21 protein-coding genes and 2 pseudogenes are annotated in these 24,642 nt (G+C 44.8%); 18 read left to right on the top strand and 5 right to left on the bottom strand.

Annotation, left to right across the window (positions count from 1 at the left end; translation table 11 throughout):
- Positions 1–27: 27 nt before the first annotated feature.
- Positions 28–618 (top strand): hypothetical protein, encoded by a 591-nt coding sequence (locus ASF12_RS07620; RefSeq protein ID WP_056031714.1) that lies wholly within the window; start codon positions 28–30, stop codon positions 616–618.
- 608 nt (positions 619–1,226) lie between these two features.
- Here ASF12_RS07620 and ASF12_RS07615 read toward each other — a convergent pair.
- Positions 1,227–2,006 carry a hypothetical protein gene (locus ASF12_RS07615; protein WP_056031711.1) on the bottom strand — a complete coding sequence of 260 codons (780 nt, stop codon included), beginning with the start codon at positions 2,004–2,006 and terminating at the stop codon, positions 1,227–1,229.
- A 303-nt stretch (positions 2,007–2,309) separates the two neighbouring features.
- Here ASF12_RS07615 and ASF12_RS07610 point away from each other — a divergent pair, with 303 nt between their 5' ends.
- The 5 genes and pseudogenes from ASF12_RS07610 (at position 2,310) to ASF12_RS07595 (ending at position 6,128) form a co-directional block, all read left to right on the top strand.
- Positions 2,310–2,540: a hypothetical protein gene (locus ASF12_RS07610; protein ID WP_056031708.1), complete on the top strand. Its 231-nt coding sequence runs from the start codon at positions 2,310–2,312 to the stop codon at positions 2,538–2,540.
- A 590-nt stretch (positions 2,541–3,130) separates the two neighbouring features.
- Positions 3,131–3,850, top strand: coding sequence for a hypothetical protein (locus tag ASF12_RS07605; RefSeq protein WP_081418662.1), 720 nt, complete (start codon positions 3,131–3,133; stop codon positions 3,848–3,850).
- 193 nt (positions 3,851–4,043) lie between these two features.
- The gene (locus ASF12_RS07600; RefSeq protein WP_056031702.1) at positions 4,044–4,466 is read left to right on the top strand and encodes a hypothetical protein; all 423 of its coding nucleotides are present in this window, start codon (positions 4,044–4,046) and stop codon (positions 4,464–4,466) included.
- Positions 4,467–4,638: 172 nt separating this feature from the next.
- Positions 4,639–4,740: pseudogene (locus ASF12_RS35520) on the top strand (sulfurtransferase); the annotation flags it as partial.
- A gap of 566 nt (positions 4,741–5,306) precedes the next feature.
- On the top strand, positions 5,307–6,128 hold the full coding sequence (locus ASF12_RS07595) for a hypothetical protein (RefSeq protein ID WP_056031699.1): 822 nt from the start codon (positions 5,307–5,309) through the stop codon (positions 6,126–6,128).
- A gap of 413 nt (positions 6,129–6,541) precedes the next feature.
- Here ASF12_RS07595 and ASF12_RS36300 read toward each other — a convergent pair whose 3' ends face one another.
- Complete coding sequence (locus ASF12_RS36300) at positions 6,542–6,847, bottom strand: tyrosine-type recombinase/integrase (RefSeq protein WP_327204909.1); 306 nt, start codon at positions 6,845–6,847, stop codon at positions 6,542–6,544.
- Between ASF12_RS36300 and ASF12_RS35040 the strand changes: the two are divergent.
- A pseudogene (locus tag ASF12_RS35040) lies at positions 6,821–7,144 on the top strand (IS3 family transposase); the annotation flags it as partial. The gene ASF12_RS36300 and the pseudogene ASF12_RS35040 overlap by 27 nt on opposite strands.
- A 489-nt stretch (positions 7,145–7,633) precedes the next feature.
- Here ASF12_RS35040 and ASF12_RS07585 read toward each other — a convergent pair.
- Positions 7,634–7,936, bottom strand: coding sequence for a hypothetical protein (locus tag ASF12_RS07585; protein ID WP_056031694.1), 303 nt, complete (start codon positions 7,934–7,936; stop codon positions 7,634–7,636).
- 307 nt (positions 7,937–8,243) lie between these two features.
- Here ASF12_RS07585 and ASF12_RS07580 point away from each other — a divergent pair, with 307 nt between their 5' ends.
- The 3 genes from ASF12_RS07580 (at position 8,244) to ASF12_RS36515 (ending at position 12,489) form a co-directional block, all read left to right on the top strand.
- Positions 8,244–9,983 (top strand): ABC-F family ATP-binding cassette domain-containing protein, encoded by a 1,740-nt coding sequence (locus tag ASF12_RS07580; protein ID WP_056031691.1) that lies wholly within the window; start codon positions 8,244–8,246, stop codon positions 9,981–9,983.
- 490 nt (positions 9,984–10,473) lie between these two features.
- Entirely contained in the window at positions 10,474–11,649 is a 1,176-nt protein-coding gene (locus tag ASF12_RS07575) for a copper amine oxidase N-terminal domain-containing protein (protein WP_056031688.1), read from the top strand.
- 642 nt (positions 11,650–12,291) lie between these two features.
- On the top strand, positions 12,292–12,489 hold the full coding sequence (locus tag ASF12_RS36515) for a discoidin domain-containing protein (RefSeq protein WP_081418660.1): 198 nt from the start codon (positions 12,292–12,294) through the stop codon (positions 12,487–12,489).
- Between the two features lie 802 nt (positions 12,490–13,291).
- Here the strand turns inward: ASF12_RS36515 and ASF12_RS07570 are convergent.
- Complete coding sequence (locus ASF12_RS07570) at positions 13,292–14,248, bottom strand: LysR family transcriptional regulator (RefSeq protein ID WP_063892474.1); 957 nt, start codon at positions 14,246–14,248, stop codon at positions 13,292–13,294.
- 148 nt (positions 14,249–14,396) lie between these two features.
- Between ASF12_RS07570 and ASF12_RS07565 the strand changes: the two genes are divergently transcribed.
- The 8 genes from ASF12_RS07565 (at position 14,397) to nfsA (ending at position 22,152) form a co-directional block, all read left to right on the top strand.
- On the top strand, positions 14,397–15,728 hold the full coding sequence (locus ASF12_RS07565; protein WP_056031685.1) for an MFS transporter: 1,332 nt from the start codon (positions 14,397–14,399) through the stop codon (positions 15,726–15,728).
- A 171-nt stretch (positions 15,729–15,899) separates the two neighbouring features.
- Entirely contained in the window at positions 15,900–16,790 is an 891-nt protein-coding gene (locus ASF12_RS07560) for a MetQ/NlpA family ABC transporter substrate-binding protein (protein ID WP_056031682.1), read from the top strand.
- Between the two features lie 17 nt (positions 16,791–16,807).
- Entirely contained in the window at positions 16,808–18,148 is a 1,341-nt protein-coding gene (locus ASF12_RS07555) for an LLM class flavin-dependent oxidoreductase (RefSeq protein WP_056031678.1), read from the top strand.
- Between the two features lie 44 nt (positions 18,149–18,192).
- Positions 18,193–18,966: a methionine ABC transporter ATP-binding protein gene (locus ASF12_RS07550; protein WP_056031675.1), complete on the top strand. Its 774-nt coding sequence runs from the start codon at positions 18,193–18,195 to the stop codon at positions 18,964–18,966.
- Positions 18,959–19,633: a methionine ABC transporter permease gene (locus ASF12_RS07545; protein ID WP_056031672.1), complete on the top strand. Its 675-nt coding sequence runs from the start codon at positions 18,959–18,961 to the stop codon at positions 19,631–19,633. Before ASF12_RS07550 ends, ASF12_RS07545 begins: the two co-directional genes overlap by 8 nt.
- Before the next feature lie 62 nt (positions 19,634–19,695).
- The gene (locus ASF12_RS07540) at positions 19,696–20,178 is read left to right on the top strand and encodes a DinB family protein (RefSeq protein ID WP_056031669.1); all 483 of its coding nucleotides are present in this window, start codon (positions 19,696–19,698) and stop codon (positions 20,176–20,178) included.
- A gap of 6 nt (positions 20,179–20,184) precedes the next feature.
- Positions 20,185–21,372, top strand: a complete 1,188-nt coding sequence (locus ASF12_RS07535; protein WP_056031666.1) for an acyl-CoA dehydrogenase family protein — start codon at positions 20,185–20,187, stop codon at positions 21,370–21,372.
- Between the two features lie 30 nt (positions 21,373–21,402).
- Positions 21,403–22,152, top strand: coding sequence for an oxygen-insensitive NADPH nitroreductase (gene nfsA, locus ASF12_RS07530; RefSeq protein ID WP_056031663.1), 750 nt, complete (start codon positions 21,403–21,405; stop codon positions 22,150–22,152).
- 183 nt (positions 22,153–22,335) lie between these two features.
- Here the strand turns inward: nfsA and ASF12_RS07525 are convergent, their stop codons facing one another.
- Positions 22,336–24,618 (bottom strand): preprotein translocase subunit SecA, encoded by a 2,283-nt coding sequence (locus ASF12_RS07525; protein WP_056031660.1) that lies wholly within the window; start codon positions 24,616–24,618, stop codon positions 22,336–22,338.
- Positions 24,619–24,642: the final 24 nt, after the last annotated feature.

Here is a 24,642-nt window from a genome sequence, read left to right as displayed (position 1 = left end):
ATTGCATACATTACGGAGGTTTGTATAATGAAAAATGAAAGAAAAGCGATATTCATTTTAATGATTTGTATTATATTTCTAGCCAACGGTTGTACTAAACAAGAACCTAAAGTTGAAGAAGAAACGAAACCATTTTTTTCCTACGTGGAATTCAGGAATTTATTTTCTGATATGGTACAAGAGCTAGCAATTGAGCAATATGAGAAAGTCGCTCAAACCACAGATGATAATTTAATTGCAATTGATAAGGAAAGCTCTTTTGGTCAAAGAAAGTTTTTAACGGTGGACGGGACTCAAAGTTATAAAGAAACACAAGAAAGAATTGCATATTTTAATAAAGATACGAATTGTCTCGTGTTTGTTGATTTGATTTATTTAAAGCAAAATTTATCTAATGATTTATTGTTTGTAAAGCCGGATTTTATTGATGTAAATGATTATGGAATTTACTCGTATAAATCTCAAAATACGATTTTATCTTTTCATAATATACTTATTCAGATCACTCTGGTTGATAATAATGAAGATAAAAAGGCAGAATTGATTCCTGTTATGAAGGTAACAAATGAAGTGGTCAAGTACTTGGAAAATTACGATATAACCACTTCAAATAAATGAGGTTAACAAACGCAGAGACCGCGTTATTCAAGGCATACTCGTATGGTATTTACAATCCAAATGAGTTTGAGCGATCACTATGAAAACGAAACTTATTGTTATGTGAAGTCATTTGGTCTTTGAATAATTGACAGAATGGAGTAAGAATCACGACAAGAATAGATAGTATTTAAACAGTCTTGTGAAGCTTTTTGCGGGAAACTGGAGTGATTGGAGTTCTGACTCGCAAAACCCCGTAGCGACTGGCGAAGAAGAGAAAGCGTAATCGGCATAGTAGTATGTGTCTGGAAGTACATCGCTCATATAGCGATGTACTTCTTTTCTTTCTGATCATCGGTGTCTAAGTCAACAAGGAATCAACAAACGCTAACTGAAAGCGATCTCATCAAGCTCCAAACAGAACGCATGCTCTTATGCTTATTCAGGCATCGAAAAGCCCACCAATCATACATCCTCGCCGCTGTGTGCACACAAAGAAGGCCGATCAGCCCCCTCCTCTTGGGAGTGGCTAACCGACCCTATAACCTTATTATATGGAACAATGATGAAGGTGATTCAACAATTTCATTTAAATGTGTCTACATTCAACACAGGAGCAACAAAAACAATCAGTCGAGTTTGTCTTTTAATTTTTGATAATCGTAAAGAACACCGTTAAAATCCAAGTGTTTTAGAAAATAATCAGAAGGCATTAGTAATTGGATCAATTGATTAAAATAGTCTACAAACAGGCCATCATATTGCTCAAATAACAGTGATGTTTCATTTAGATCAATTTCTTGTCTCGTTAACATTTTGAAGTGTAGACCATTTACAGAGAAGTTAGAAAACTTATCATTGCTCCCCAATCCATCAACATGAAAGCATCCACGATGTTTAATGTAGTTATACATCTTGCGCATTTTAACTACAGTGTCATTACCGAAGAACTGGTTTATTGATATCTTGACTTTAGCGGCAAGTTGTCCCTCGACTGAAGGGTGGCTAACTCTCAAATCAAGTAATGCGTTTAAACTCGGTAGGTCACATTTGTCAGCGATTTTATTATAGACGTCCTCATCATAGAGAAGTTCATAAGTGTCTACATAATAGTAATACCAGACAACTTGCCATGTTAAGTCAATTGAATTGTTGTAATAGAAAAGAGTATCCCAAATAAACATACTTTCTACGAATTTCATCGAAATATTATCATTTTTATCACAAAGATGTCCATAATCTTCTTCGAGAAAGAAGGCATTATTCCAACGGCCCATAGTGAACATCCTGTAGACATCTACTATTTTATATGCAGATGCTACTGTACCTGGGGTGTATCGACTATAATGGGATTCCGTAGGATTGTATTTATTCCAATGTTGAATATCTTTTTCAACAATTTCCCTCATCTTTGGGATGCTCCTCTCATTTTTAAAAATAGCTAAACGTAAATTTACTATATCATTTAGTAACAAAGTGTAGTAGAACAATGCGATAGAAAAGGCGTGAGTGTTCAAAATTATTGTATTCTTTTTAGCAAGTTGTTTATCTCCTCAGCCACCTTATAATCTACACTATACTTCTACCGAAGTGAGGCTATATCCTGGTGAAGTAGGCTTGTCAGGTGAGAAAATATTAGTAAGTGTGCATATGGTCGATCCAGTAACGCCAATGTACTATCAAGATTGGTATTACCATTTAGGAGGGAAATAATGCAAGGGAAATGGATCATGTCAATCATCTTTTTTCTGATGTTTTGCGGTTACGGTATATTAAATATTGTATTTACAGAATTTATGAATAGAACGACGGCAAGCAATACTTATAAAAAGAAAGTAACAAAAGCCATGATAAAGCGTTATAAAATAGGTGGCTATGTATTTATTTTCATTGGGATCATGCTGATTATTGTGACATGGTTGGGTGGGTTAAAAGGATTATAAGTAGATGCGAATTTAAATGCACGATTTAAAATATTGGTAGGTGTTTAATCATAACTAAAGTATACAAAAAAGCATTTTATACGATATGTATTGGCGTCTTTGCATTTATCCTTTTAATCTCTTCCACTGAGTTGAAATATGGAGTAGTGGCAATTGCCGTTTTCGCCGCGATGTTTTTAATTAATAGGATTAAAAATATACCTGAGAGCGTAACTATACTCATCCTGCTTGTTACGTTTGTGGTATTCGCTTTTTTAATAGGCTTAATGAGGGGTTATACGATACTGGGTATAACTTTGTCATAGTTAAACATAAGTAGGTATTGTTTTGCTGCATCTGCACGAATGATAATTAACAGTGTAGGAGGAAGAGTGAAAATACACTATGGGGCTCGAAGTTTTTTGTCTAAGGTTTTATTAGTTAACTGTGTGTATCATAATCGACGAAAATTTATTAAACAGTTATCACTCAAGAATATTGAAGCATTACGGACATCTGGGAATGGCATGTCATTTGATAAAGTGGTTATTATTTAAATGGCAAACGTAAGGCTCTGAGCAATCGGACGAGATAGAATGGAGTTGGAACAGATGGAGCAAGAAGTAATCGCCTTGGTGTGCAGCACATGCAAAAGTTTATCGGAGCACGTAAAGATGGAGAGTGAGTTTTTTGATATTGTTGGCTTCGAAAATGATGTTATGGAATGGTCTGACTACGACAACGATGTTCCTCCGCTAGATGCCCCCCATTGGATGCGGTCAGATCGCCCGCCAGAGCAAGGTCAGGTTAGAACGGTGAAAGTATGTCATCCTTTTCATATGGTGGTAGGAAACCCTTTTTGGATGCTTTACACTCCGGTATCCTCCAGCCTCAATGGATGGGATTCACATCCCGAAGAGATTGAGCATTCTTCTTTTGTTCGTTGCTCCATCGAATGTGTACTTGAGCAGGATAATTTCAAAGCTTGGTTGCGAGTAAAGGTTTTAGTGGTGTGGATGATTAAGGATTACAATAAGCGATTTCCGATCAGAGATGGGAGTAACGGGTACTTGGAGGATTTTGAAATGTTCGGGAAGCCGTGCATATTCAATTACCAGGATTGGCTATTTATAAGTGCTGGCGCACAGGGAGATCTCGGCGTATGGGGGCTCGTAAAACGAATAGATAGTCAGTACCATATGCTAGTATATGGAGACTGGGGCATACATAGGAACAATGCTTTTGGAGGTAATATCCTACTACCTAAGCATCAGATTGAGGGATGGATCGAGCAGGCGATTCATAATGATCGCTACCAGACGGTAGAGTAACCGTGTTGGGAAATCTATCGCACAAGCTGATGGAGTACTGGATCGACCTAATCGTCTCGAAGCTCTCGTTTCAGCTTTGACTGACGGGAAAGCTTTATCATAAATGACTTCAAAATATCGGATGAGGGAAGCGCATACAGGCGCTATAAGTGTCAATGATCATATTACATGCTAAACCAGAAAGGAGTTCTCTATGATTTGGATTCATCCACCTTATGATGTGGAAAAAGTATCTATTATTTCTGTAGTAGAACGTATTGAAAAACAAACCAGATACATTAGACAAGCTGGGTCGGAACATTTCGCCATTATTGATTTCGTAATTGAGCCCTGTCAGGGACACATCGGCTTTATAAATGAGGCTCTAATTCAAGATGATTTAAGAGGAAATAAAGAGTGGGAGCAAATGTTTCCTATGATTATATGTTACATTTTTGATGCTGTAAAATCATTTATTCAATTTCAATATAATGAAAGAAAACTTGCGATTGGTCATTTCAAATTCAAACTCATGAGCCTTAGAATTCACCCTGGAGATAGCAAATTAATGGATTTTGCAATAGCAACTCATATTGGTTTGAGAGAAATCTTTAAAAATGAAGATGCAGATGAGTAAAGCCTAGTAATACTTTAGGTACTAAAACTGTAGTGAAATTTGCCGGTAGAGCGTTACTCTGAACCCTATTACAAATAAGTACTGAAATAGCGACCGGAGACCAGTAAGAGCTTATTTAATGGGATTAACCTTTTGAAGAAAGTATTTGCAATAGCAGCATTTCCTGACCTCTGCTTCGCAGGAGGCAGGGTTTAAGAATGTGAAGCTTTATGCGGGGAGTTGGAGTGATTGGAGTTCGGATTCTAGTAACCCGGTTGCGGATTGGGAAGAGTAAGGGCCGAGAAGCATTTATAGTATGTGTCTGGGAGTACATCGTCACGTGGGCTGAATGCTCGGGGCGATGTATTTTTTTACGCTCGAAGTCAACATGGAGTCAACGCTCGCTCCTTGTAAATACTTTCAGAAAGCCCAGAACCGAGCGTTTGTTTGTATGCTTCTTCATGTATCGTACAGCCCAACGATCATGTTGATCCCCACCGCTGTAAGCATACAAAGAAGGCCGATCAGCCCCCTCCTCGTAGGAAAATGCTGTATGGGCCCCTTATTCACGATACAGGCGTTGTTTCATGCATTGTAACTAAATTATAAACTCAGAAGCGATTCAATAGCCTTCACATTTTCAAAACCAATCAACAAGAAATCAACAACCGTGTGAGCTTGAATAAGCTAAAACTCCATTTTGTGTCCCGCATGCGGTCTTTCGGAAATACAAATATACTTTGTTGAAATTTATGGATAAGTATGGGAAAATTGAGCTAACATTCTAATTTATCCACGATGAGGGGATGTTGATTTATTTGTGGAACTGAATGCAAAAAATGAAGAGATGAGGAATAAAATATGAGAAGAGCAATTGCATTTATTTTAACGTTATCTTTGATATTTGCGCTGTCTCCCATGCAGACTTTTGCAGCGAAAAGTCAAGAATTAGTGCTACTGGAACAACAGAAGGAGATTTTTAAAGATGGAGAAATTATTGGAACAACATATAGAACTATAACTAGAACTATTATTGATAATAAGATCCTATTAAATACTAAAGAAATTAATAACTTTAATGATGGTAGTGTTACAGAAAATTCAGATGTAACAACAATCGAAGTAATTAATGAGAATGAGGCAGAAATAAATGGTGAAAAGTACGATCTAAATGAGGTGATTTACAGTGATTCAAGCTATGAGAACACACCAATGAATCAAAGATTTTCATATACAGTTCTCGGGAGCGGAGGACGCTACTCTTACATTACTTGGGAGGATCGTTATACTCATATACTTCTCCCTACTCCATATACTACAACTATGACAACTGCTTCTGGAATTAAAAATAGGCTATCAATCGACGGCGCAATGTTTTTAGATACTGGTGGAGCAAAAGATGATGCAGTCACCAAGTCAGTACTTACAGATGGTCCGAATAAATTAGCAGTAATAAATTTCAAGCATTATGCTGGCGATGTTGTCGCAGCTAGAAATACCATTAATATAAATGCTCCCTTACTTATGGCCGCATTAGGGTTAACAGTTTTGACAGCAGCTAGTGTCGTTGGTGCTATTGGAGGAGCAATAGGTGTTGCTGGATTCGCTACTGCTATTTGGTCTGCGGGTAGCGATGCAAATAGTTCGATGGGTAGCGCTTATGCAATTCTACAAAGCATCTAATGAATAGAAAACGGTAATTTCAAGCACATAAGTAAAACTGATTAGCTAATCATTTTTACTTATGTGCAATTTTCATGTTAAACTACACATATTGGAATCAGGTAAATCAAGTGTTATGAAATGGAAAAATACTTAAATAAGTTGGAGGTGAATGGATATTACTTCGGAAATATTAATGATTATTTTGGTTAGTATATGGCCTTTGTTTATTTTATATACACTTATATATAAGAAATATAAAACAAAAAAAGAGAAGGTAGGAATAATAATAAGTGGTTTATTGTGGATAATATTCCTGATCGCTAATTTTATTATATAAGAGTTTTACAAGAGCCTCTGATTTCGTAACTAATCAGCCGACTAGATCCTCCTTTCCACCTTAATTCAATACGTACTGTAGTTTCTTAGTTATTTTACCTGCCAGTCAGTATTTTGCTTAACTCATTTGCAGCCTTATAGTCCACTCCATATGTATGGCTGTACCTATCCAAAGTGATGCCCACACTTGAATGGCTCAATCGCTCACTAACTAGCTTAGGGTGTACGTTCTGCTGGAGCAGAAGGCTCGCGTGCGTATGGCGAAGATCGTGGTATCGGATTCTAGGTAGTCTAGATTTTTGAAGCATATCACGCCAGCGGGATTCAAAATAGTACGGATTTACTGGACAGCCAAACTTGGTTTGTGTAATCAGCAGCGTCCATCTGGTGAGGTGTTGCATCACTCCGATCGAGGCAGTCAGTATACTTCTCATGACTACCAAGCCCGTCTAAAAATAAACAAAATGAAGGCTAGTATGAGTCGCAAAGGCAACTGCTATGACAATGCTTGCATCGAGGCGTTCCATAGCGTTCTTAAAAAGGAACTCATTTATTTGGAGCGGTTCAAGACACTCGAACAAGCATGCAGACGCATCATTGAATACATTCTCTGCTTCTACAATGCCAAACGTATTCATTCGACCATCGGGTATCTCACACCTAATGAATGCGAACGCAGGTACCGAATGGCTGCTTAACTCTCTCGGTTTCTTGTGTCTACTCTATTGACAGAGGTACATCCTGCTTGTTACGTTTTTGGTATTCGCTTTTTTAATAGGCTTAATGAGGGGTTATACGATACTGGGTATAACTTGGTCATAGTTAAATACAATTAGGTATTGTATTGTTGCATCACACGAATGATAATCAACAGTGCAGGAAGCCGGGTTTAAGAATGTGAAGCTTTATGCGGGGAGCTAGAGTGATTGGAGTAGCGACCCGCGGAACTCTGTCGCCACAGGCGACTATAGTATGCGGATTTTGAATACATCGCTATGTGGGCCGAGTGCCTGGGGCGATGTATTTTTATGCTTGAAATCAACAAAGAGACCGCGTGCAGTCTAGACGGCACGCGGTCCTTCTCATGTAAGCATGTTGATCGGACTTGCTTGCTCTAATAATAAGAGATGGAAAACCGCGCCGGACGCGGTTTGAAGGGCTGCAGCGGCCCAAATTTGCTAATTCGTTTAAAGCATCATTCCGATATCATGCTGGCCGACGATAAGCTTCACCGGCTCGAGGTAAACTCGCGTGAGCGGCGGTCGCGCGATGAGATCGATTTCGATATCCGTGATTTTATAACGAGCGATTTTACCATCCCTTTTATCGTAAACGACATTGAATTCCTTCAATCCTACTTGTTGAATCAGAACGGAGGACCCGATCGACAAGGCAGCCGTTTCGAACTTCCCATGATCGAACAACACTTCCGAAATAATTTCATCGTTCATATCCACAATCGTGACCTGTTGGCAAAACTGGTATTGCATGCGCAGACATCTCCTTTAGGTGGTATTGATGCAGAATGAGTGGATTGGATGCCCCATGCCGCTCTTCTTACTTTATCGGATAAATCGGGCTGTCAGTATAGCGTGATTTTTACCAATTCTTTTTATTCTCCTAAGCGTGTTAGTATACTTTCAAAGTAATATGCCACTTGGACCACCAAGGGATAGGATATAAACCGATTGAAGTTGGTTGTGAACAGTGTTACTCTAACAACGGTAAACTAAAGATCTATAGCTTGCCATACACCTAGTAATAGTCACTATTTTAGTTATAGAGAAAGGAAATACTATGATAAAAGTTGATAACTTATCCTTCTCATTTCCGCAAAAAGAACTATATAAAAACATATCATTTACGCTTGAGGAGGCACAACATTGCGCTTTTATAGGAACAAGCGGGAATGGTAAAAGTACATTAATAGATATTTTAATGGATCCAGAAAGATACTTGTTCGAAGGCAAGTTAGTAATAGACCCGACTTGCAAGATTGGACACGTAAGTCAATTTCCACAAATCGACACAACGAAAGAAACAACCGTTTATGAATATATAGGGGAAGAATTTATTAAGATACAAAATGAAATAACAGCTATTTGTACGGAGATGGAAACATCATCGGATATTGATTCCTTATTAGAAAAATATCAATTAGCTTTAGACGCATTGGATTTAATTGGCGGGGAGGATTTTGAAAGCAACCTTAATAAAAAACTTAATCTAGCCAACCTTATGAAGCTTAAAAATCTTAGCGTATCTGACCTGAGCGGTGGGGAATTCAAGCTCATTCAAGTGATGAAGGAAATGCTTAGTAGTCCAGACTTAATGATTATGGACGAACCAGATGTATTTCTAGACTTTGAAAACCTAAATGCGCTTAAGAATCTTATTAATTCTCACAAGGGAATGCTGCTAGTTGTTACGCACAACCGATATCTTTTGAATCATTGCTTCAACAAAGTTATACACCTTGAAAATACAGAAATCCAAGAGTTTGATGGGCGATATATGGATTATACCTTCTCATTACTTCAGACTAAAGTTGAGTTGCAAGAGCTCAAAGTTGCTGAGGATGAAGAAATAGAGAGAAACGAGCAAATCATTGATAATCTTAGAGCTATCGCAACTTATAATTCAGAAGCTTCTAGAGGCAAAGCATTAAAAGCTAGAGTCAAGTTTCAAGAAAGATTGGAAGCACGTAGAATTAAAGCGCCATTTGTTGATATTAAGCAACCGAATATTAGCTTTGGTATCGATAATGAAATTGAAGACGCCATTGTTGTAAATGTAAAAAATTATTGTGTTGCCTTTGATGAATTGCTTTTAGACAATGTTAACTTCGAGATGAAATCTACGGATAAAGTAGCCATTATTGGTTCGAACGGTACCGGGAAAACGACTTTACTCCGAGATATCTTTAAAAATAATCATGAATCAATTGAAATAAATGCTGATGTTAAAGAGGCTTATTTATCTCAAAATCAAGGCGAAGTGCTAAAGGTATCTAATACAATACTAGAAGAATTCATCGACGCTGGATTTAAGAGTTATGATGAAGTTAGAACGTATATTGCAAACTATGGTTTTGAAGGAGAAATCGTTAATCAAAAGATAAAATCTCTATCTGGTGGAGAAAAAAATATGCTTCAATTGGCTAAAGCTGCTGCCAGTAAAGCAAACGTATTGCTTCTTGATGAACCGACAAGCCACTTAGACATCTATTCCCAAATAGCACTGGAGAAAGCTATTGAAGGCTACAAAGGTGCGATTCTGATGATTTCTCATGATTTTTATTCTGTTGTAAATGGTATGGATTATGTTTTAATCATTGAGAATAAGACGATTAGGAAAATGACGATTAAAAAATTTAGACAGATGATTTATGCTAGTCATTTCGATAGGGACTATCTTGTAACGGAACAAAATAAAAGATTAGTTGAAATGAAAATAGAGTTGGCTTTAAAAGATACTGATTTTGAACTTGCAAAAGTATTGGTTGATGAGTTGGAAGAGCTGATTAAGTCGCTTTAAATGATAACCTTCTGATTACATTGAAGACCCTACAAGAATTAGAAGAACATATTAGGCATCTAGGACGATCACTATCAAGAACAAGAGCAGGTTATCGAAAAGATAGCCCGTTCTTTTTTTTGCGCGAAAAATGAGAAAAAGAATTTGACAAGTAGGTGGGAATGTAAAAAGGAAATTAAACTCGAAAGAAAAAGTTGCACTGTGGAACGGTTATGCAACTCCTGATATTAATGAGCGGCAACAGCATGATCAATAAGCTGAATAGGGACAATCAATAGCTGCCGATCCTAATGGCAATGTTCACTCTCTTTTTGAGATCAACCCAATTACGGAGCAATTCTAGCAAATGATAATATGCAATAAAGTTTCATAAATTTCAATGTAACTTGATAATGCTATCGGTTTACGGAAATAACGGGGAAAAAGATAAGAATATGGTACAATTTATTAAGATTAATTATAGCTTGTATATTTGAGAGGGGAAATTAACTTGCTGAAAAAGAAATGGTTAAGTACTGTAGGAATCGCATTATTAGCTTTAATGATGATCTCTGTGCAATATGTGCAGGCAGCTGGAATATCGTTGATCGTGAATGGAAGTTCAATAGAACAGAAGGTTCCTCCTGTCGTAAAGGATGGGAAGGTTCTTATTTCCGTTAAAAATGCTGCGGATATGTTTGAATCTAAGTATCACTGGGACAATCAAACCAAGACATTGACGCTGTCTGATGACAAGTTTACCGTGTTATTCGTTCTTGAACGCGCATCGGCAATCGTTACTATCGGTACGGAGACTACGGAGGTAGCATTAGAGCAGTCGGCACAAATAGTGAATGGCAGCTTGATGGTTCCAGCTCGTTTCCTAGTGGAGTTATACGGAGGCAAGGTGGTGTGGGATCAGACGCTTCAAACATTACATATTACAATGGATGAAGCAATGGAGCCTGCTCTGCCTGGAGCTAAAGGCGACCAAGGCGATAAAGGTGACAAAGGCGAAACGGGGTCAACGGGAGCAACTGGGGCAGCAGGCGCCAAGGGTGATAAGGGAGACAAAGGCGATCCGGGAGCAACGGGTGCAACAGGAGCGGCAGGTGCCAAAGGTGATAAGGGAGATAAAGGCGATCCAGGTGCAGCAGGTCCAGTAGGCCCAGCGGGTCCGATAGGCGAGACGGGTTCTGCTGGTGCAACTGGACCAGCAGGGACTTCTTATACATCTGAAGGGTTTTCGGCTGCTGGTGCAACCACTGCAAATAGTAGTATGCAATTTATAAGTTGGAGTGTGGCTTCCCCACATTATTCGAGTCCTACGTTTAATGCTGCTACTGGGATATTTACGGTGCCGGAGACCGGCAAGTATGCCATAAATGCAACTGTTAACTATAATACAACTGCTTCACTCAGCGTAAGCCTAGGCAGCGGTGTCAACCCAATTTTCACCGTAAAGAAAAATGCCAACTCTGATTTAATAAAAGGTAACTTGCCTATTTTAAATGTTAATATGCCTTTAGTCTTAACTATGAGAGCCCTACTTGAGAGCGCAACGGTGACACTATCTGGTGATGTTCAGTTGCAAGCAGGCGATCAAGTTGGATTATATTATGAAGCTAACGGTCTTACCATTAATTTCAATATGGATGCGGTATGGTCGATTCATCGGTTGTCCTAAGACGAGGCTGTATGAGGAGAGGGCATACCTCTCAAAATAGAAATGCATATTACTAGAAATAAATCTGGGCCGTTCTCTTTGTGATATGCTCCCATCATAGTAGACAGAAGAAAAACAAAACCCCTACTTCTATCGTTATGGGAATTTTTTTAATTAAAAGAAATAAATAGATAAATACAGTGCCTCTTACCAGGTATATGCATGGATTCGTAAATATTAAGCAAGTGGCGCAGAGGCTGTACAGGACCTCCGGGGCCGAAAGAAGCCGCTAGAGGAGCTCAATGAACAGGACCGCTTAAAGCTTCAGATCAAGGAATTTGAAGCACGCAATGAGTATCTGAATATGGAGAATGCACTCACAAAAAAGTTGGCAGAGATCCGGAGAAGAAATGAATCCCATAGCTGGAGTGTTTGGAGCTCGGATAGCGGGAATCTGGTGGCTCCGGGGGAACAATAAGAACTGAGAAGCATAAAATAGTATGTAAAAGTATAATACATCACCATGTGGACTTCGTGCCTTAGGCGATATATTCTTTATGTTTTGAGTTAACATGGAATCAACATGTAACCGTTGAAAATATTTTCATAGAGGCCGAAACTGAGCGTATGCTCTTATGTTCTCTGCTATAGTTCACTGTACAGATTCTGGTCAGTACTGATGGTACAAATTGGACTACAGTAGTGAACGTAACTAATAATACGAGCGGCATTACCGTAGACAAAATTACTGTAGTACCAGCTCGATATATTAAGTTGGTCGTTACGACGCCTACCCAAACCCAAAACGCTGCGGCAAGAATTTATGATTTTGAGGTATACGAAGCCATATCTTCAACATAGTGAAGGCAGCATGGATGCCCGAGGAAGAATCTTTAGCTGGAGCGATTGGAGTGCGGACTCATCTAACCCAATCGCTACCGGAGACGAGCAAACTCCGAAAAGCGTAAAATAGTATTTAAGATTTGAATACATCGTAATGTGGGCTGAATGCTCACGGCGATGTGTGTTTTTTTTCTTAAAGTCAACGCTCGCTCTCTAAACACGCTTTCATGAATCTTTGGACCGGTCGCTTGTTTGTATGCTCTCTTATACATCGTACAGACTCTCGCATGTCGCTGCTCTCCCCCTTGTACGACAAGGCTTCGTGCTTGTGCGACAGCGTTTGACTTGAATGCCGATCATCTAATGCACGTGGATGCGATCTTCGCACAAGGCAGGGGCTGCTTTGATACAAGTTGTAAACTTGGCAAACCTCTGATCGAAAGGTTTCCTCAGTCATGATGTTGGGATGGAGCCAGTATCGGCTCAACTGCTGTTTTAAGTCCCTTTCTTTTTTGAAAGCGCCCTTCCATCATAATGGTGTTGCTTTCCTCGAAGGCATTGAGCAAGTGATGGAGGCTTTGCTTCCAGATTAGCCGAAAGGCTTGACCTTCATTAGGATTTATTAGGTTTGGCTCGTTAAGCACGAGGAGCTTGATGCGGTAATAACAAACCCGAAAAAAGCGCTATGTCGTTCTTCACAGACGACTTAGCGCTTTTTTCGCTTAAGTTTAGGACTACGGGTACGGGGAAGTTGCAAGCCGGAAGTGTTTGCTTAAGGTAAGCGGCGTTGTTCAAATGGCTTGCTTCCGATCCAAAAAGATTATGTGCTAATAGCAGACGGTGGTTGCTTGCCCAGCCCCGTTGGCTCCGCTTGGAGTAACGATTGGACAGAGGCTTGGGGCGGCTTAGCGGTCAGCAGATCAACCAAATAACGTATAGGCGAAGCCAAATGCTTGTTTTTGTGAAGGATGATTTGCGTGTAGAAGGAGGACAGTGCGTCCTCGCGTATCGTGAATCCTGCCAACTGCTCCTTTCGAAGCATGTCTGCCGCTGCGATTTTTGGAATCATGGCAATGCCCATCCCATATTGCACGCATTGCTTGATTCCCTCCAGGCTGCCCATCTCAGAGACGACCTTGTAGGATACCCCATTGTTGTCCATCGACCTCTCCAAGGCGCTGCGGTAGCAGCATCCCTTTTCCGTCAAAATGAAAGAGCTGTTCTCAAGCTCATGAATGCCTATGTTATTTCTGCCATGCAGCGGGTGATCCTTGGAGCAGATGAAGATAAGCTCCTCATTGCGCACGGTGATAGACTTAAGCTCCGGGTCTATTACAGGCATATCAAGTAAAATGCCGATATCCAACTCATTGTTCTTGATCTTGCGAATAACTTCATGATCGGATGTAGGGAAGAAGACGACGTTCGCTTGGGGATAGCGGCTGCGAAACGCCTGGAAATAAGGAGGCAAAAAGAAGGCGGCAAGAGTTTCGGTCGTACCGATTGCCAGACTAATATTAGCCCCGGAACTAAAGTGTTCCTGCGCTTGGTTATAGCCTTCCACGATCTGATCGGCGTAGACAAGCATTTGCATGCCGCTTGCTGTCAGTTTCAGCTTTCTGCTGCTGCGTTCAAATAGCTTTATGCCAAAATGATGCTCAAGCCGCTGAACCTGTACACTGACAGTCGGTTGCGCGTAACCGAGCCGCGCGGCAGCTTTCGTCAGATTCTGGCAGCGTGCGACCTCGCGAAAAGTAATGAAATATTGAATGTCCATAAGCTCCGCCTCAATCATTAAAATTGGCAATGAATAATATTGCAAACCATAGAGATTACATATGAATCTATTTACGTTATAGTATGACATGAACGCTCGGGAAGAGCAATCCATAGCGAACTATAGCGAACTAGAGAGGGATTTCATTATGCGTCATTCAGTTGCAACTACAGCTCTTTTTCGTGAAAAGGCCGCCGTCCCGCTTCTTGCGCTGGCCGTGCTGCTGGCTATTATGAACACCACTATGTTTAATGTGGCGCTGCCGGAAATTTCGAAAGCCTTTAACATGGGGGGATCATCCTTATCCTGGATTGTCAGCGGGTATTCCATCATGTACGCAATTGCTTCCATTACATATAGCAGGCTGGCCGATTTCCGCTCGCTGCGAGCGCTGCTTGTTGCTTGCCTGTTATGCTTCGGCATTGGCTCGATAATTGGTTATGGCAGCACGAATGCCGGTTTATTACTGGCAGGCAGGCTAATTCAGGCTATCGGCGCCGGAGGCGTCAAAGGACTTGCGCTTGTGCTAATCGGCCGGCATGTCCCGGCAGCCCGGCGAGGGCAGGCAGTAGCGTTAATTGTCTCCGCGACTTCGCTGGCTTTCGGTCTTGGTCCGCTCGCTGGCGGCATCCTGGCCCAGATCGGCGGATGGCGGAGTCTCTTTATCGTGACGGCAGTTGTGCTTCTACTCATCGTGCCCTTATACCGAAGTCTCCCAAGCGAAGCGGGTCGTCCCGGACAATTCGATTGGGGCGGCGCATGGCTTGTTGCCTGCTGCAGTTCAATGTTAATGCTGGCTATCTCGCATGGCTCGCTTGCTGCAACGTTGGCATTCATATTGGCTGTGGCATGGTTAGGCCGCCATATCAAGGGCAGTGCCCATCCCTTCATCGATCCTTCGCTTCTGGCAGACCGTCCCTTAATGCTATTGAATGGCATTGGCATGGCTGCCCATATGAATAATTTCACTCTGCTTTTTCTGCTGCCGCAAATGCTGGCGGATATCCATGGTCTGTCGCCGCTCCAGACCGGGCTAATGATATTTCCAGGAGCGTTACTCTCGGTCATTCTTGCCCGTTCTATAAGCTTGGCGCTCATACGCTATGGCGAGCGCAGGGTGATGATGCTTGCTCCATGGGGGATCATCTTGGGGGATGCCCTGCTGGCCTTGCTCAGTACCCGCTATGCATGGGTAGCGGGCGCGGCTTATTTGTTGACCATCGTCTGCTGTACGGCATTGAATGCTGGCGTAGCATCCGAGCTGCCCAAGCTCGTCTCCACGGCTCGCCTGGGCGGGGCGGTTGGCCTGCAGCAACTTTTCCAGTTCATAGGAGGAGCGGGGAGTGCCGCTGTGTGCGGCAGCTTGATGGCAGCAATGTTTGCCGGTTCGGCAGGGGCTGCTTTCGTATGGCTGTTCTGGGGACTGGCTATGCTCGGCGTACTGATCGCAATAGGCGGTATGGTTTATCGCAATCATTAAAATATTTAATGATAGATATTACATAACATAGACTATTATAATGAAAAAAATCTGATATACTATAAATATTCGCAGCGGATAACTTGGTATTAATTTTGGACGTACTCCTCGAAGGAGAGGTTCGCACCTTAACCTTACTCACACAAACCATCATCTTTTAAGGGGAGAACTATGTTGAAAAAACCAGTCTTTGCCGCTATTTTTCTTACTATCGTCATCCTTGCCCTGGCAGCATGCGGAACAAAAGCGCCAAACAATGGAAGTTCAGCCTCGCCTCCTGTCCAGACGGATGCTCCTGCAAGCGTGGCTGCAACGGAGGAGACCAACCCAGAGGATCGTATCATTAAACTGCTGGCCAATACGCCTAATCACAATGACGAGGTGGCGCCGATTTTGGCCAAGGAAGTGGAGAAGCTCGGCTTTAAGCTGGAATTCGAGGTGCCGACCGACAGTATTATTGCAAACAAGGAAGTGCTTGAAGGCTTCTACGATGTTGCAATAGGAAACCATACGGCTGCGCTTAATTCGTTTAATGAAGCTAATAATGGAAATCTTGTTCCGGCTTTTCTAACGACGTTTGCGCCAAACGGCATTTATTCCAAAAAATACGCTTCATTCGACGAACTGCCGGACGGAGCGACGATCAGCATTCCTGGCGACCAGGCCAACGGAGGTCGCCCGCTCCTTATTATGCAGGATGCCGGTCTGATCAAGATTAAGGAAGGCGTCGATGTAACGAAAATTACCCCTTCGGATATTATAGAAAACAATCACAAGTTCAAATTTAAAACGCTGGATACCGGGGTGCTATTGCGCGCTCTCGATGATGTGGAAGCGGGCTTCCTCTACCAAAGCCAGCGCGTCAGTGGCGGACTTAAGCTGGAGGATGCGCTGGGACTTGAAACGGATGAGGTTAAGGATTTCTATATTATTGCCGCTACTCGGCCCGAGCTTGTCGGCACGCCCAAGATTGAGGCTTTGAAGCAAGCTTACTACTCTGATGCCGTTAAGGAGTTTTATAAGACCAGATATGATGAAGGAAGCATCTACTATGCCTGGTAGAGAGGGAGGGATTGAGCATGAATCGCACTAGACGTTTGGCTCTAGCTTGCTCATTAAGCGTCGGAGGCAACCACTCCGGGCTGTGGCGGCATCCTAGCTACTGGTCTGATGCTTCCAGTAACATTGACTACTTTGTTTCCTCTGCACAGAAGGCGGAGCAGGGGAAGTTGGACTTTGTCTTTGTCGGAGATACCCTGTTTGTGAATGATCTCTCCGCGCCGCAGCTTATTAACCGGCTGGAGCCGCTCACATTGCTCTCGGTAATCGCTGGTGCGACCTCGCACATCGGGCTTGTCGGCACGCTGTCGACAACTTACCATGAACCATATCATACTGCCCGGATGTTTGGCTCATTGGACCACATTAGCAAGGGGAGGGCTGGCTGGAATGTCGTCACCTCCGCGCTTCCGGGGACGGCAGCCAACTTTAGCCGTGACAGTCATATGGAGCATGATCAACGCTATCAGCTTGCTGATGAATTCCTTGATGTGGTCAAGGGTCTGTGGGACTCATGGGAGGAAGGGGCCTTCGTTAGAGATAAGGATAGCGGCAGATATTACGATCCAAGCAAGCTGCACACTCTAAACTACAAGGGCAAATACTTTTCGGTTCGCGGTCCTCTGAGCCTGGAGCGTACCCCGCAAGGCAGACCGGTCATCGTTCAGGCGGGTTCATCGGAGGCAGGCAAGGATTTCGCGGCTAAGCATGCGGAAATCGTCTTCACGCATCAGCATGGAATTGAAGATGCCAAGCGCTTCTATCAGGACATTAAGGAGAGGGTTGCGCGATTCGGGCGCAACCCGGAAGAGGTGCTTGTCCTCCCGGGCATAAGCGCCATCGTAGCGGACAATGAAGCAGACTTGCAACGCAAGCATGCGGAAATCGACGGCTTAGCTAATATTGAGGAGGCACTGAAGGACCTTGGAAAGTACTTCAAGGATACGGCGCTCAGCCGCATTCCGCTTGATGCACCGCTGCTGCCCCATCTGGATGCGTTAATTACGGATGGGTTTCAGTCTGAGGTGCTGCGTATTGAGAAGCTGATTCGCGCGGAGAATCTGACACTTCGCGAGCTGGCTCTGCGTCTTGCTGCACGGTCAGGACGCAATCCTTTTGCCGGGACGGCTGAGCATGTAGCAAATACGATTCAGCAATGGTACGAAGAAGAGGCGGCGGATGGCTTCATTGTCAGTTCAGGGCCGATAGTCCCTGAAGGCATCCATGAGTTCGTTGATCTGGTAGTCCCCCTATTGCAGAATCGTGGACTATTTCGCTCGGAGTACAGCGCAGGAACGCTGCGGGGGCATTTGGGGCTGACTGTTCCTCCGAATCGTTACTCGATGGTCCCCATTAAGTAGAAGCTGCGCTAGCCATACATGTATAGATTGGAGGATAGCGGCAGATGATTACACTTCGCAATATTAATAAGAGCTTTGACACGCCTTCCGGGTCTCTTGCTGCAGTGAAGGATGTATCTCTGAATATTGAGAAAGGGGATATATACGGAATCATAGGTTTTAGCGGGGCGGGCAAATCAACCCTCCTGCGCACGATTAACTTGCTTGAGCGTCCGGATAGCGGCACGGTCATCGTCGATGGCAAGCCGCTCGCAGAGCTTAGCAAGGGGCAATTGCGGCAGGAACGGCAGGGAATCGGCATGATCTTTCAACATTTTCACTTGTTGAACAACCTTACCGTATTTGATAATGTCGCCTTTCCGCTGAAGGTTGCCGGCATGCCTAAGGCAGAGCGCAGGAGGCGCGTCGAGGAGTGCTTAGGAATCCTGGATATAGCCGACAAAATCAATACCTATCCATCCAAGCTGAGCGGAGGGCAGAAGCAGCGTGTGGCAATCGCCCGTTCAATTGCTAATCGCCCTGGGGTATTGCTATGCGATGAGCCAACCTCTTCTGTGGATCCGCAGACAACGGGAGATATTTTAAAGTACCTTGCGCAAATTAATCGCCAGCTTGGCATTACGATTGTACTTGTGACGCATGAGATGGATGTGGTCAGGGCGATATGCAATAAGGTAGCCGTTATGGAGCAAGGCATCATAGTAGAGAATTTTTCCATGAATGATCAGAACTATCTGCCAAAGTCCAAAATTGCCAGCTTTCTGTTTAAACGGGATAATTTTTATGCGGACGAGGTGGGGGTAAGCTTGCATGGATGAGGCCATTAAAGAGATTTCAAAGGCAATGCCTGACTTTTGGGTTGCATTTGGCGAGTCATGGTACATGCTTTTAATTTCGATTCCAATTACGGTCGCAATAGGAGTGCCGCTGGGCACAATCCTCTATTTTATTCGTCCTGGCTCAAGGATTAAAGCGCCTAGAACTTACGTCATTCTGAACGGGATCGTCAACATAATTCGTTCCTTCCCGTTTATCGTGCTGCTGGTGGCCATTATTCCTTTAACGCGATTAATTGTCGGTACGGCGCTTGGGACTACGGCTGTCATTGTACCGCTCGTTATTGCCTCCACGCCTTATTTTGCCAGATTCGTTGAACAAAGCTTGCTGGACGTCAATCGCGGGCTCATCGAAGCGGCCGAGTCGATGGGCGCAAGCTGGCCGCGGATCATCTGGAGCGTGCTGTATGTCGAAGCGAGGGCAGGTATCGCCAACTCCATTATCATTATTTTGGTTAGCTTCCTTAACTACTCGTCTGTGGCGGGTCTTGTTGGAGGAGGAGGGCTAGGGGACTTTGCCTTGCGTTACGGCTACCAACGTTATGAGACGTATACGATGGCCTTCACAATCATCGTTATTGTGGTGTGCGTACAGCTATTCCAGTTTACGGGAAACTATCTCGTCAGCAGGCTGGACAAGCGCTTATAACACGGCGCATGCCTATATAGAAAGTTAATTACAAGAAGACAACTTCAAGGAGGGCTATTGTTATGGCTATAAAAACACAACTGCAACAATTAATTGCCAATTATCGTTCGGGAGGAGAAGCGCTGGCAGAGGCGGTACGGGGCCTGAACGAAGGGGAACTGCTTCACCATCGATTGCCGGAGAAATGGTCGATTAAGCAAATCGCGATTCATTTGGCGGATGCGGAGCTGGCAGTATCCTTCCGCGTACGCAACATTCTCTCGGAGAACTCTCCTCCTCTGCAAGTCTTTGAACAGGATAATTGGACCAATACGCTTGATTATGAGGCGCTTGACCTTGAGGCTGCACTGCAGCGCTTCCAGTTGCTGAGGGCGGCCAACAGCGAACTGCTGGAGCGATTAAATGAAGAAGCATGGACTCGTACCGGAGAACATCCTGAGAATGGTTTGATAACGCTGGAAGGGTTGATTGCTGGCCAAATCGCTCACCTGCAGGGCCATATTGAACAAATAGACGTTAGTCTGCAAGACTACCGCAGCAGGTAATTGGAAATGTATCAGAGGATTGAGGTAGAGGATTTTGTTCAAAAGGAGAGGGAAGCGAAGCTGGTGGCCTTGGCTGACCGCCTCGCTGTACGATTCGCCGAGCGGGCGTCCAAGCATGACCGGGAAGGCTCCTTCCCAATCGAGAACTTCGAGGAATTGAGGCAAGAGGGCTGCATGAAGCTGACTGTCCCTCGTGAATTCGGCGGTGATGAATTATCGCTCTATGAGCTGGTGCTGTTCTTGGAGCGAATCGCCAAGGGCGATGGCTCTACGGCAATCGCTCTCGGCTGGCATTTGGGCTCCATTCTTCATTTTCGTACGACACGCCACTGGCCGGCGCATCTGTTTGAACGCTTGTGCAGAAGGGCAGTGACGGCTGGCGAGCTGTACAACGGATACGCTAGTGAGTCCGGGGTCGGCAGTCCTAGCCGTGGAATGAAGCCAAGAACAGTCGCCTCGCGCACAGAAGGGGGATGGCTGCTTAGCGGCAGGAAAACGTACAGCACGCTTCTCCCGATTATTAATCATTTTAGTGTCAGTGCCAGTCTGGAAGGCGAGGGGGCTACAGGGGATTTCTACGTGGACCGCTCGGAGGGAGTGGGCATGGAGGAGACGTGGGATACGCTTGGCATGCGTTCGACAGGCAGCCATGACCTGCTGCTGGATCGGGTGTTCGTCCCCGAGTCATCGCTCATTTCGCTAACCCCTGACGGGCAGAGTCGCCAGCGTCCGAATGACGGGTTGGGCTATCTATTGTTCATAGCTGCTTGTTACACAGGGCTAGCCTCTGCCGCAAGGGATTATACAGTAACATTCGCTCGCACGTATAAGCCTGACAGTCTGGGCACTGCGATTGGAGAGCTGCCGCTCATCCAGCAGCAGATTGGCTTAATAGAGGCGGATTTGATCACCGTACGAACGATGTTGTACACGATGGCGAGAAGGTGGGATCAGGAACCGGAGCAACGCGCACAGTTGAAGGCCGATCTTGGGCTTGCCAAGTATATGGCGACGAATCGCGCCCTGCAGATTGCTGATCGTGCCATGCGGGTGGTTGGCGGCTCCAGCATGTTCCGCTCCAATCCACTGGAACGAATATACAGGGACATCCGGGCAGGTGTGCACAACCCGCCGCTCGATGACCTTGTGCTGAGGGAGCTCGCCCGAAGAGCGCTTGAAGAGCCTGGTGTCTAGCGTTACGATCCTGGTGAAGGAGGAGTCACAATGAATGACATAGTCAAGCACTTGCAATCCCATCGTTCCATTCGCAAATTCAAGCCGGATACAATCTCGGAGGAGCAGTTAGGGCAGATTATGGCTAGTGCTCAGGCTGCTTCAACTTCTTCAAATATACAAGCCTATAGTGTTATAGGCGTTCGCGATACCAGCAAGAAGCGCGATCTGGCGAAACTGGCCGGAGGGCAGCGGCATGTTGAGGAATGTCCACTGTTTCTGGTCTGGTGCGCTGACCTACATCGCGCACAAGTTGCTGTGCGAATGCATACATCTGATATCGAGCTTGAACTGCATCAGAACGTCGAGACATTTCTTGTCGCGACAGTGGATGCCGCTTTGGCTGCGCAAAATGCAGCCGTAGCGGCAGAAGCGCTAGGGCTTGGCACTGTTTTCATCGGAGGTATTCGCAACGATATGCAGCAGGTTGTCGATTTGCTTCACTTGCCGCGGCTTGTCTACCCGGTATTCGGCATGTGCATTGGCATCTCGGACCAGATGCCAACGAAGCGCCCGCGCCTTCCTGTACAGTCAGTCTATCATGACGAGCGCTATAGCGACTCTGGATTTGCCAGCGATATTCATGCGTATGATGAGACACTGGGGCAGTATTATGCCAGTCGAACTGGTGAAGGCAAGCAGGCCAGTTGGTCAGGCGAGATGGAGGCGAGGCTTCGTCAGAACCGTCTGCGTCCCGAGCTTTACGCCGTTATTAAGAGCCAGGGATTCTGTTTTCAATAATCAGCCAGCAGCTACAATAATGGCATATAATGTGAACCTATTGGCATGGGATTGACTAATCGATGCTCTAGTAAGTGCTGCAAGCACACAAATAAGGCCGGTAGCCTCTATACTTGGGGGAGCTATACCGGCTTTATTTGGTTGCTTGAATTATCTCATATTCCTCGAAAAAGCTACGCTGCATCAAAATTTTGACCACCCGAATACCTGCCTCAAAATCTTGCGCATCCAGTAAGCAATTATTGTCTCCGGGGTCCATGTACCGGGATTCTGCAAGTATTGCTTGTATTGATCGGTGATGATATAAGTCCAAGTGGAAGCAGGGCTTTTCAGTCCGAATTTTTCCCACATCGCCGGATCATTCGAACCTCCGAGCTTTGCGAGCATATTCGCCGACTCTCTATTTATTTTAGCCGGAATTTGCTCGTAGGCTTGGATGATTTGCGCATGAAATTCGTCGAGCGGATTATGGTTAACAAGGCTCGTTAAATGGATGCCTTCGCGAATGTAAGAAACATATGCCAGATGGTCAGCCCAGAGCTTGTCGATAAAATAAAGCCGTACCCGCTGCTCCGAAGGGCTCATCGGTGTCTCGCCTTTCAAAATTCCGAGCCGCTCCTCGTATAGCATACGCCTCTGATCCTCCACCATATCCGAATAACCGTTCAGCTCCTGACGGATATGGAAGTTTTGACCCATAATAACACGCTGAATATGGTCAATTTTGCTATGGAGCACCGACTCTTCGAGAGTCTCATCCTGCCTAAGACCCCGTATTGCTTTATCGATGCCGAACCTAAGCAGCAACTCGTCTTCCAAGCTTACGAAAAATACAGAAGCTCCCGGATCCCCTTGGCGTCCGGAACGCCCGCGCAACTGGTTGTCGATCCGGACGCTTTGGTGCATATGCGTACCAATCACGTACAATCCGCCCAGCTTGGCGACAGCTTCAGCTTGCGTGGGATTGCCGTCGCCGAGCCGAATGTCGACGCCGCGTCCCGCCATATTCGTAGACACCGTCACGGCGCCGATCTCTCCCGCCTTGGCGATGAGCTCGGCTTCTTTTGCGTCGTTTTTCGCATTCAGAACATGGCAAGGTACGCCGGCAACTGCTAGCGCTTCCGCCAGCATGTCAGACTCCTCGACGCTTGACGTACCAATGAGAATCGGACGTCCCGCCCTATGGACGGACGAGATTTCTTGTACAAGCGCCTTAAATTTAGCTTCTTTATGGGTATAAATCCGGTGTGGATGATCGATCCGTATGTTTGGCCGGTTCGGCGGAATATGCACGACCTGAAGCTCATAAATAACTTCGAATTCCACCGCGGAAGCTTGCGCGGTAGCCGTCATTCCGCAAATTTTTGGATATAGGCTAAGGAAATGTTGAAGGGTGATCGTACCGAGAATGATCCCGCCGGCTTTCGCCTGCAGCCCTTCTTTGGCCGAAAGCGCGGCTTGCAGCCCGTCCGGCAAATGCCTGTTCTCCGCCACGCGGCCGGTATATTCGTCGATCAGCTCGATTTTACCGTCCCGGACGATGTAATCGACGTCTTTTTTCAATAACAATTCCGCATGCAGCGCATTATTTAACGACATTAACAAATGACTATTATGGCTATCGTACAAATTGCCGCATCCGAGCAGCGACTCTGCTTTCGCAGAGCCTGCTTCATTCAAGTAAACGTTCCGCTGGAACTCGTCGAAATCGTAATCCTCATCTTGCGCGAGCTGCCTGGCTACTTCTGCAAAAAGAATGCCGTCGTTGTCGGAAGAGCCCGGCTCGCCAGCGATGACTAGCGGCACCCGCGCCTCGTCAAGAAGCAGTGAATCCGCTTCGTCGACGATGACGTAGTGGAAGGGACGATGCACGGTATCGGCTTCGTCTAAAGCAATCGTGTCGCGCAAATAATCGAATCCCGCCTCTTTGGCCGTAACATAGGTTATATCGGCGGCGTACGCTTCCCGTTTCTCGGGCAAGCTCATGCCCGCTTGAACCGCGCTTACCGTTAACCCGAGGAAACGATAGATCGGGCCCATCCAATCCGCATCCCGATTTGCCAAATAATTGTTGAAAGTCAGCACATGAACGCCTTCACCGGTTAGAGCATGTAGATAAGCAGGCATAACAGCAGAGAGCGTTTTTCCTTCACCGGTATGCTGCTCGATCAAAAATCCCTCGTGCAGAGCGATGGCAGCCATGATCTGGACATCGTAGGGCTGCAATCCGAGCGTTCTCTTCGCTGCCTCGCAGACTAGCGTATAGGCATCGACAAGCAGCCCGTCCAAAGGCGTACCCGATGCAGCTTCCTTTTTCAGCCGGAGAGACTCCGCTTGCAGCCGCTGATCGTCCCAAGCTCCCAAATTCCGTTTCCTGATGAGCTCCGCTTTGTCCCGATAGCCTTTCAGCTTATGCCGGGTATCTCGGTCTTTGAATTCTCGCATCAACTTGAAAGCTAAATTCATCGGAATTTGATCCCTCCTCGGTAG

The sequence above is a fragment of the Paenibacillus sp. Leaf72 genome, assembly GCF_001422685.1.
Lineage (GTDB): Bacteria > Bacillota > Bacilli > Paenibacillales > Paenibacillaceae > Pristimantibacillus.
This window is presented reverse-complemented; position numbering and strand designations above follow the sequence as displayed.

Excerpts from the sequence above, each read along its gene's own strand:
- ASF12_RS07550 (WP_056031675.1), top strand. The coding sequence starts at position 18,193 with ATGATTACACTTCGCAATATTAATAAGAGCTTTGACACGCCTTCCGGG.
- ASF12_RS07595 (WP_056031699.1), top strand. The coding sequence starts at position 5,307 with ATGAGAAGAGCAATTGCATTTATTTTAACGTTATCTTTGATATTTGCG.
- ASF12_RS07585 (WP_056031694.1), bottom strand. The coding sequence starts at position 7,936 with ATGCAATACCAGTTTTGCCAACAGGTCACGATTGTGGATATGAACGAT.
- ASF12_RS07580 (WP_056031691.1), top strand. The coding sequence starts at position 8,244 with ATGATAAAAGTTGATAACTTATCCTTCTCATTTCCGCAAAAAGAACTA.
- nfsA (WP_056031663.1), top strand. The coding sequence starts at position 21,403 with ATGAATGACATAGTCAAGCACTTGCAATCCCATCGTTCCATTCGCAAA.
- ASF12_RS07525 (WP_056031660.1), bottom strand. The coding sequence starts at position 24,618 with ATGAATTTAGCTTTCAAGTTGATGCGAGAATTCAAAGACCGAGATACC.
- ASF12_RS07545 (WP_056031672.1), top strand. The coding sequence starts at position 18,959 with ATGGATGAGGCCATTAAAGAGATTTCAAAGGCAATGCCTGACTTTTGG.
- ASF12_RS07535 (WP_056031666.1), top strand. The coding sequence starts at position 20,185 with ATGTATCAGAGGATTGAGGTAGAGGATTTTGTTCAAAAGGAGAGGGAA.
- ASF12_RS07605 (WP_081418662.1), top strand. The coding sequence starts at position 3,131 with ATGGAGCAAGAAGTAATCGCCTTGGTGTGCAGCACATGCAAAAGTTTA.
- ASF12_RS07555 (WP_056031678.1), top strand. The coding sequence starts at position 16,808 with ATGAATCGCACTAGACGTTTGGCTCTAGCTTGCTCATTAAGCGTCGGA.
- ASF12_RS07615 (WP_056031711.1), bottom strand. The coding sequence starts at position 2,006 with ATGAGGGAAATTGTTGAAAAAGATATTCAACATTGGAATAAATACAAT.
- ASF12_RS07570 (WP_063892474.1), bottom strand. The coding sequence starts at position 14,248 with ATGGACATTCAATATTTCATTACTTTTCGCGAGGTCGCACGCTGCCAG.
- ASF12_RS36300 (WP_327204909.1), bottom strand. The coding sequence starts at position 6,847 with ATGCAACACCTCACCAGATGGACGCTGCTGATTACACAAACCAAGTTT.
- ASF12_RS07560 (WP_056031682.1), top strand. The coding sequence starts at position 15,900 with ATGTTGAAAAAACCAGTCTTTGCCGCTATTTTTCTTACTATCGTCATC.
- ASF12_RS07610 (WP_056031708.1), top strand. The coding sequence starts at position 2,310 with ATGCAAGGGAAATGGATCATGTCAATCATCTTTTTTCTGATGTTTTGC.
- ASF12_RS07565 (WP_056031685.1), top strand. The coding sequence starts at position 14,397 with ATGCGTCATTCAGTTGCAACTACAGCTCTTTTTCGTGAAAAGGCCGCC.
- ASF12_RS07540 (WP_056031669.1), top strand. The coding sequence starts at position 19,696 with ATGGCTATAAAAACACAACTGCAACAATTAATTGCCAATTATCGTTCG.
- ASF12_RS07620 (WP_056031714.1), top strand. The coding sequence starts at position 28 with ATGAAAAATGAAAGAAAAGCGATATTCATTTTAATGATTTGTATTATA.
- ASF12_RS07600 (WP_056031702.1), top strand. The coding sequence starts at position 4,044 with ATGATTTGGATTCATCCACCTTATGATGTGGAAAAAGTATCTATTATT.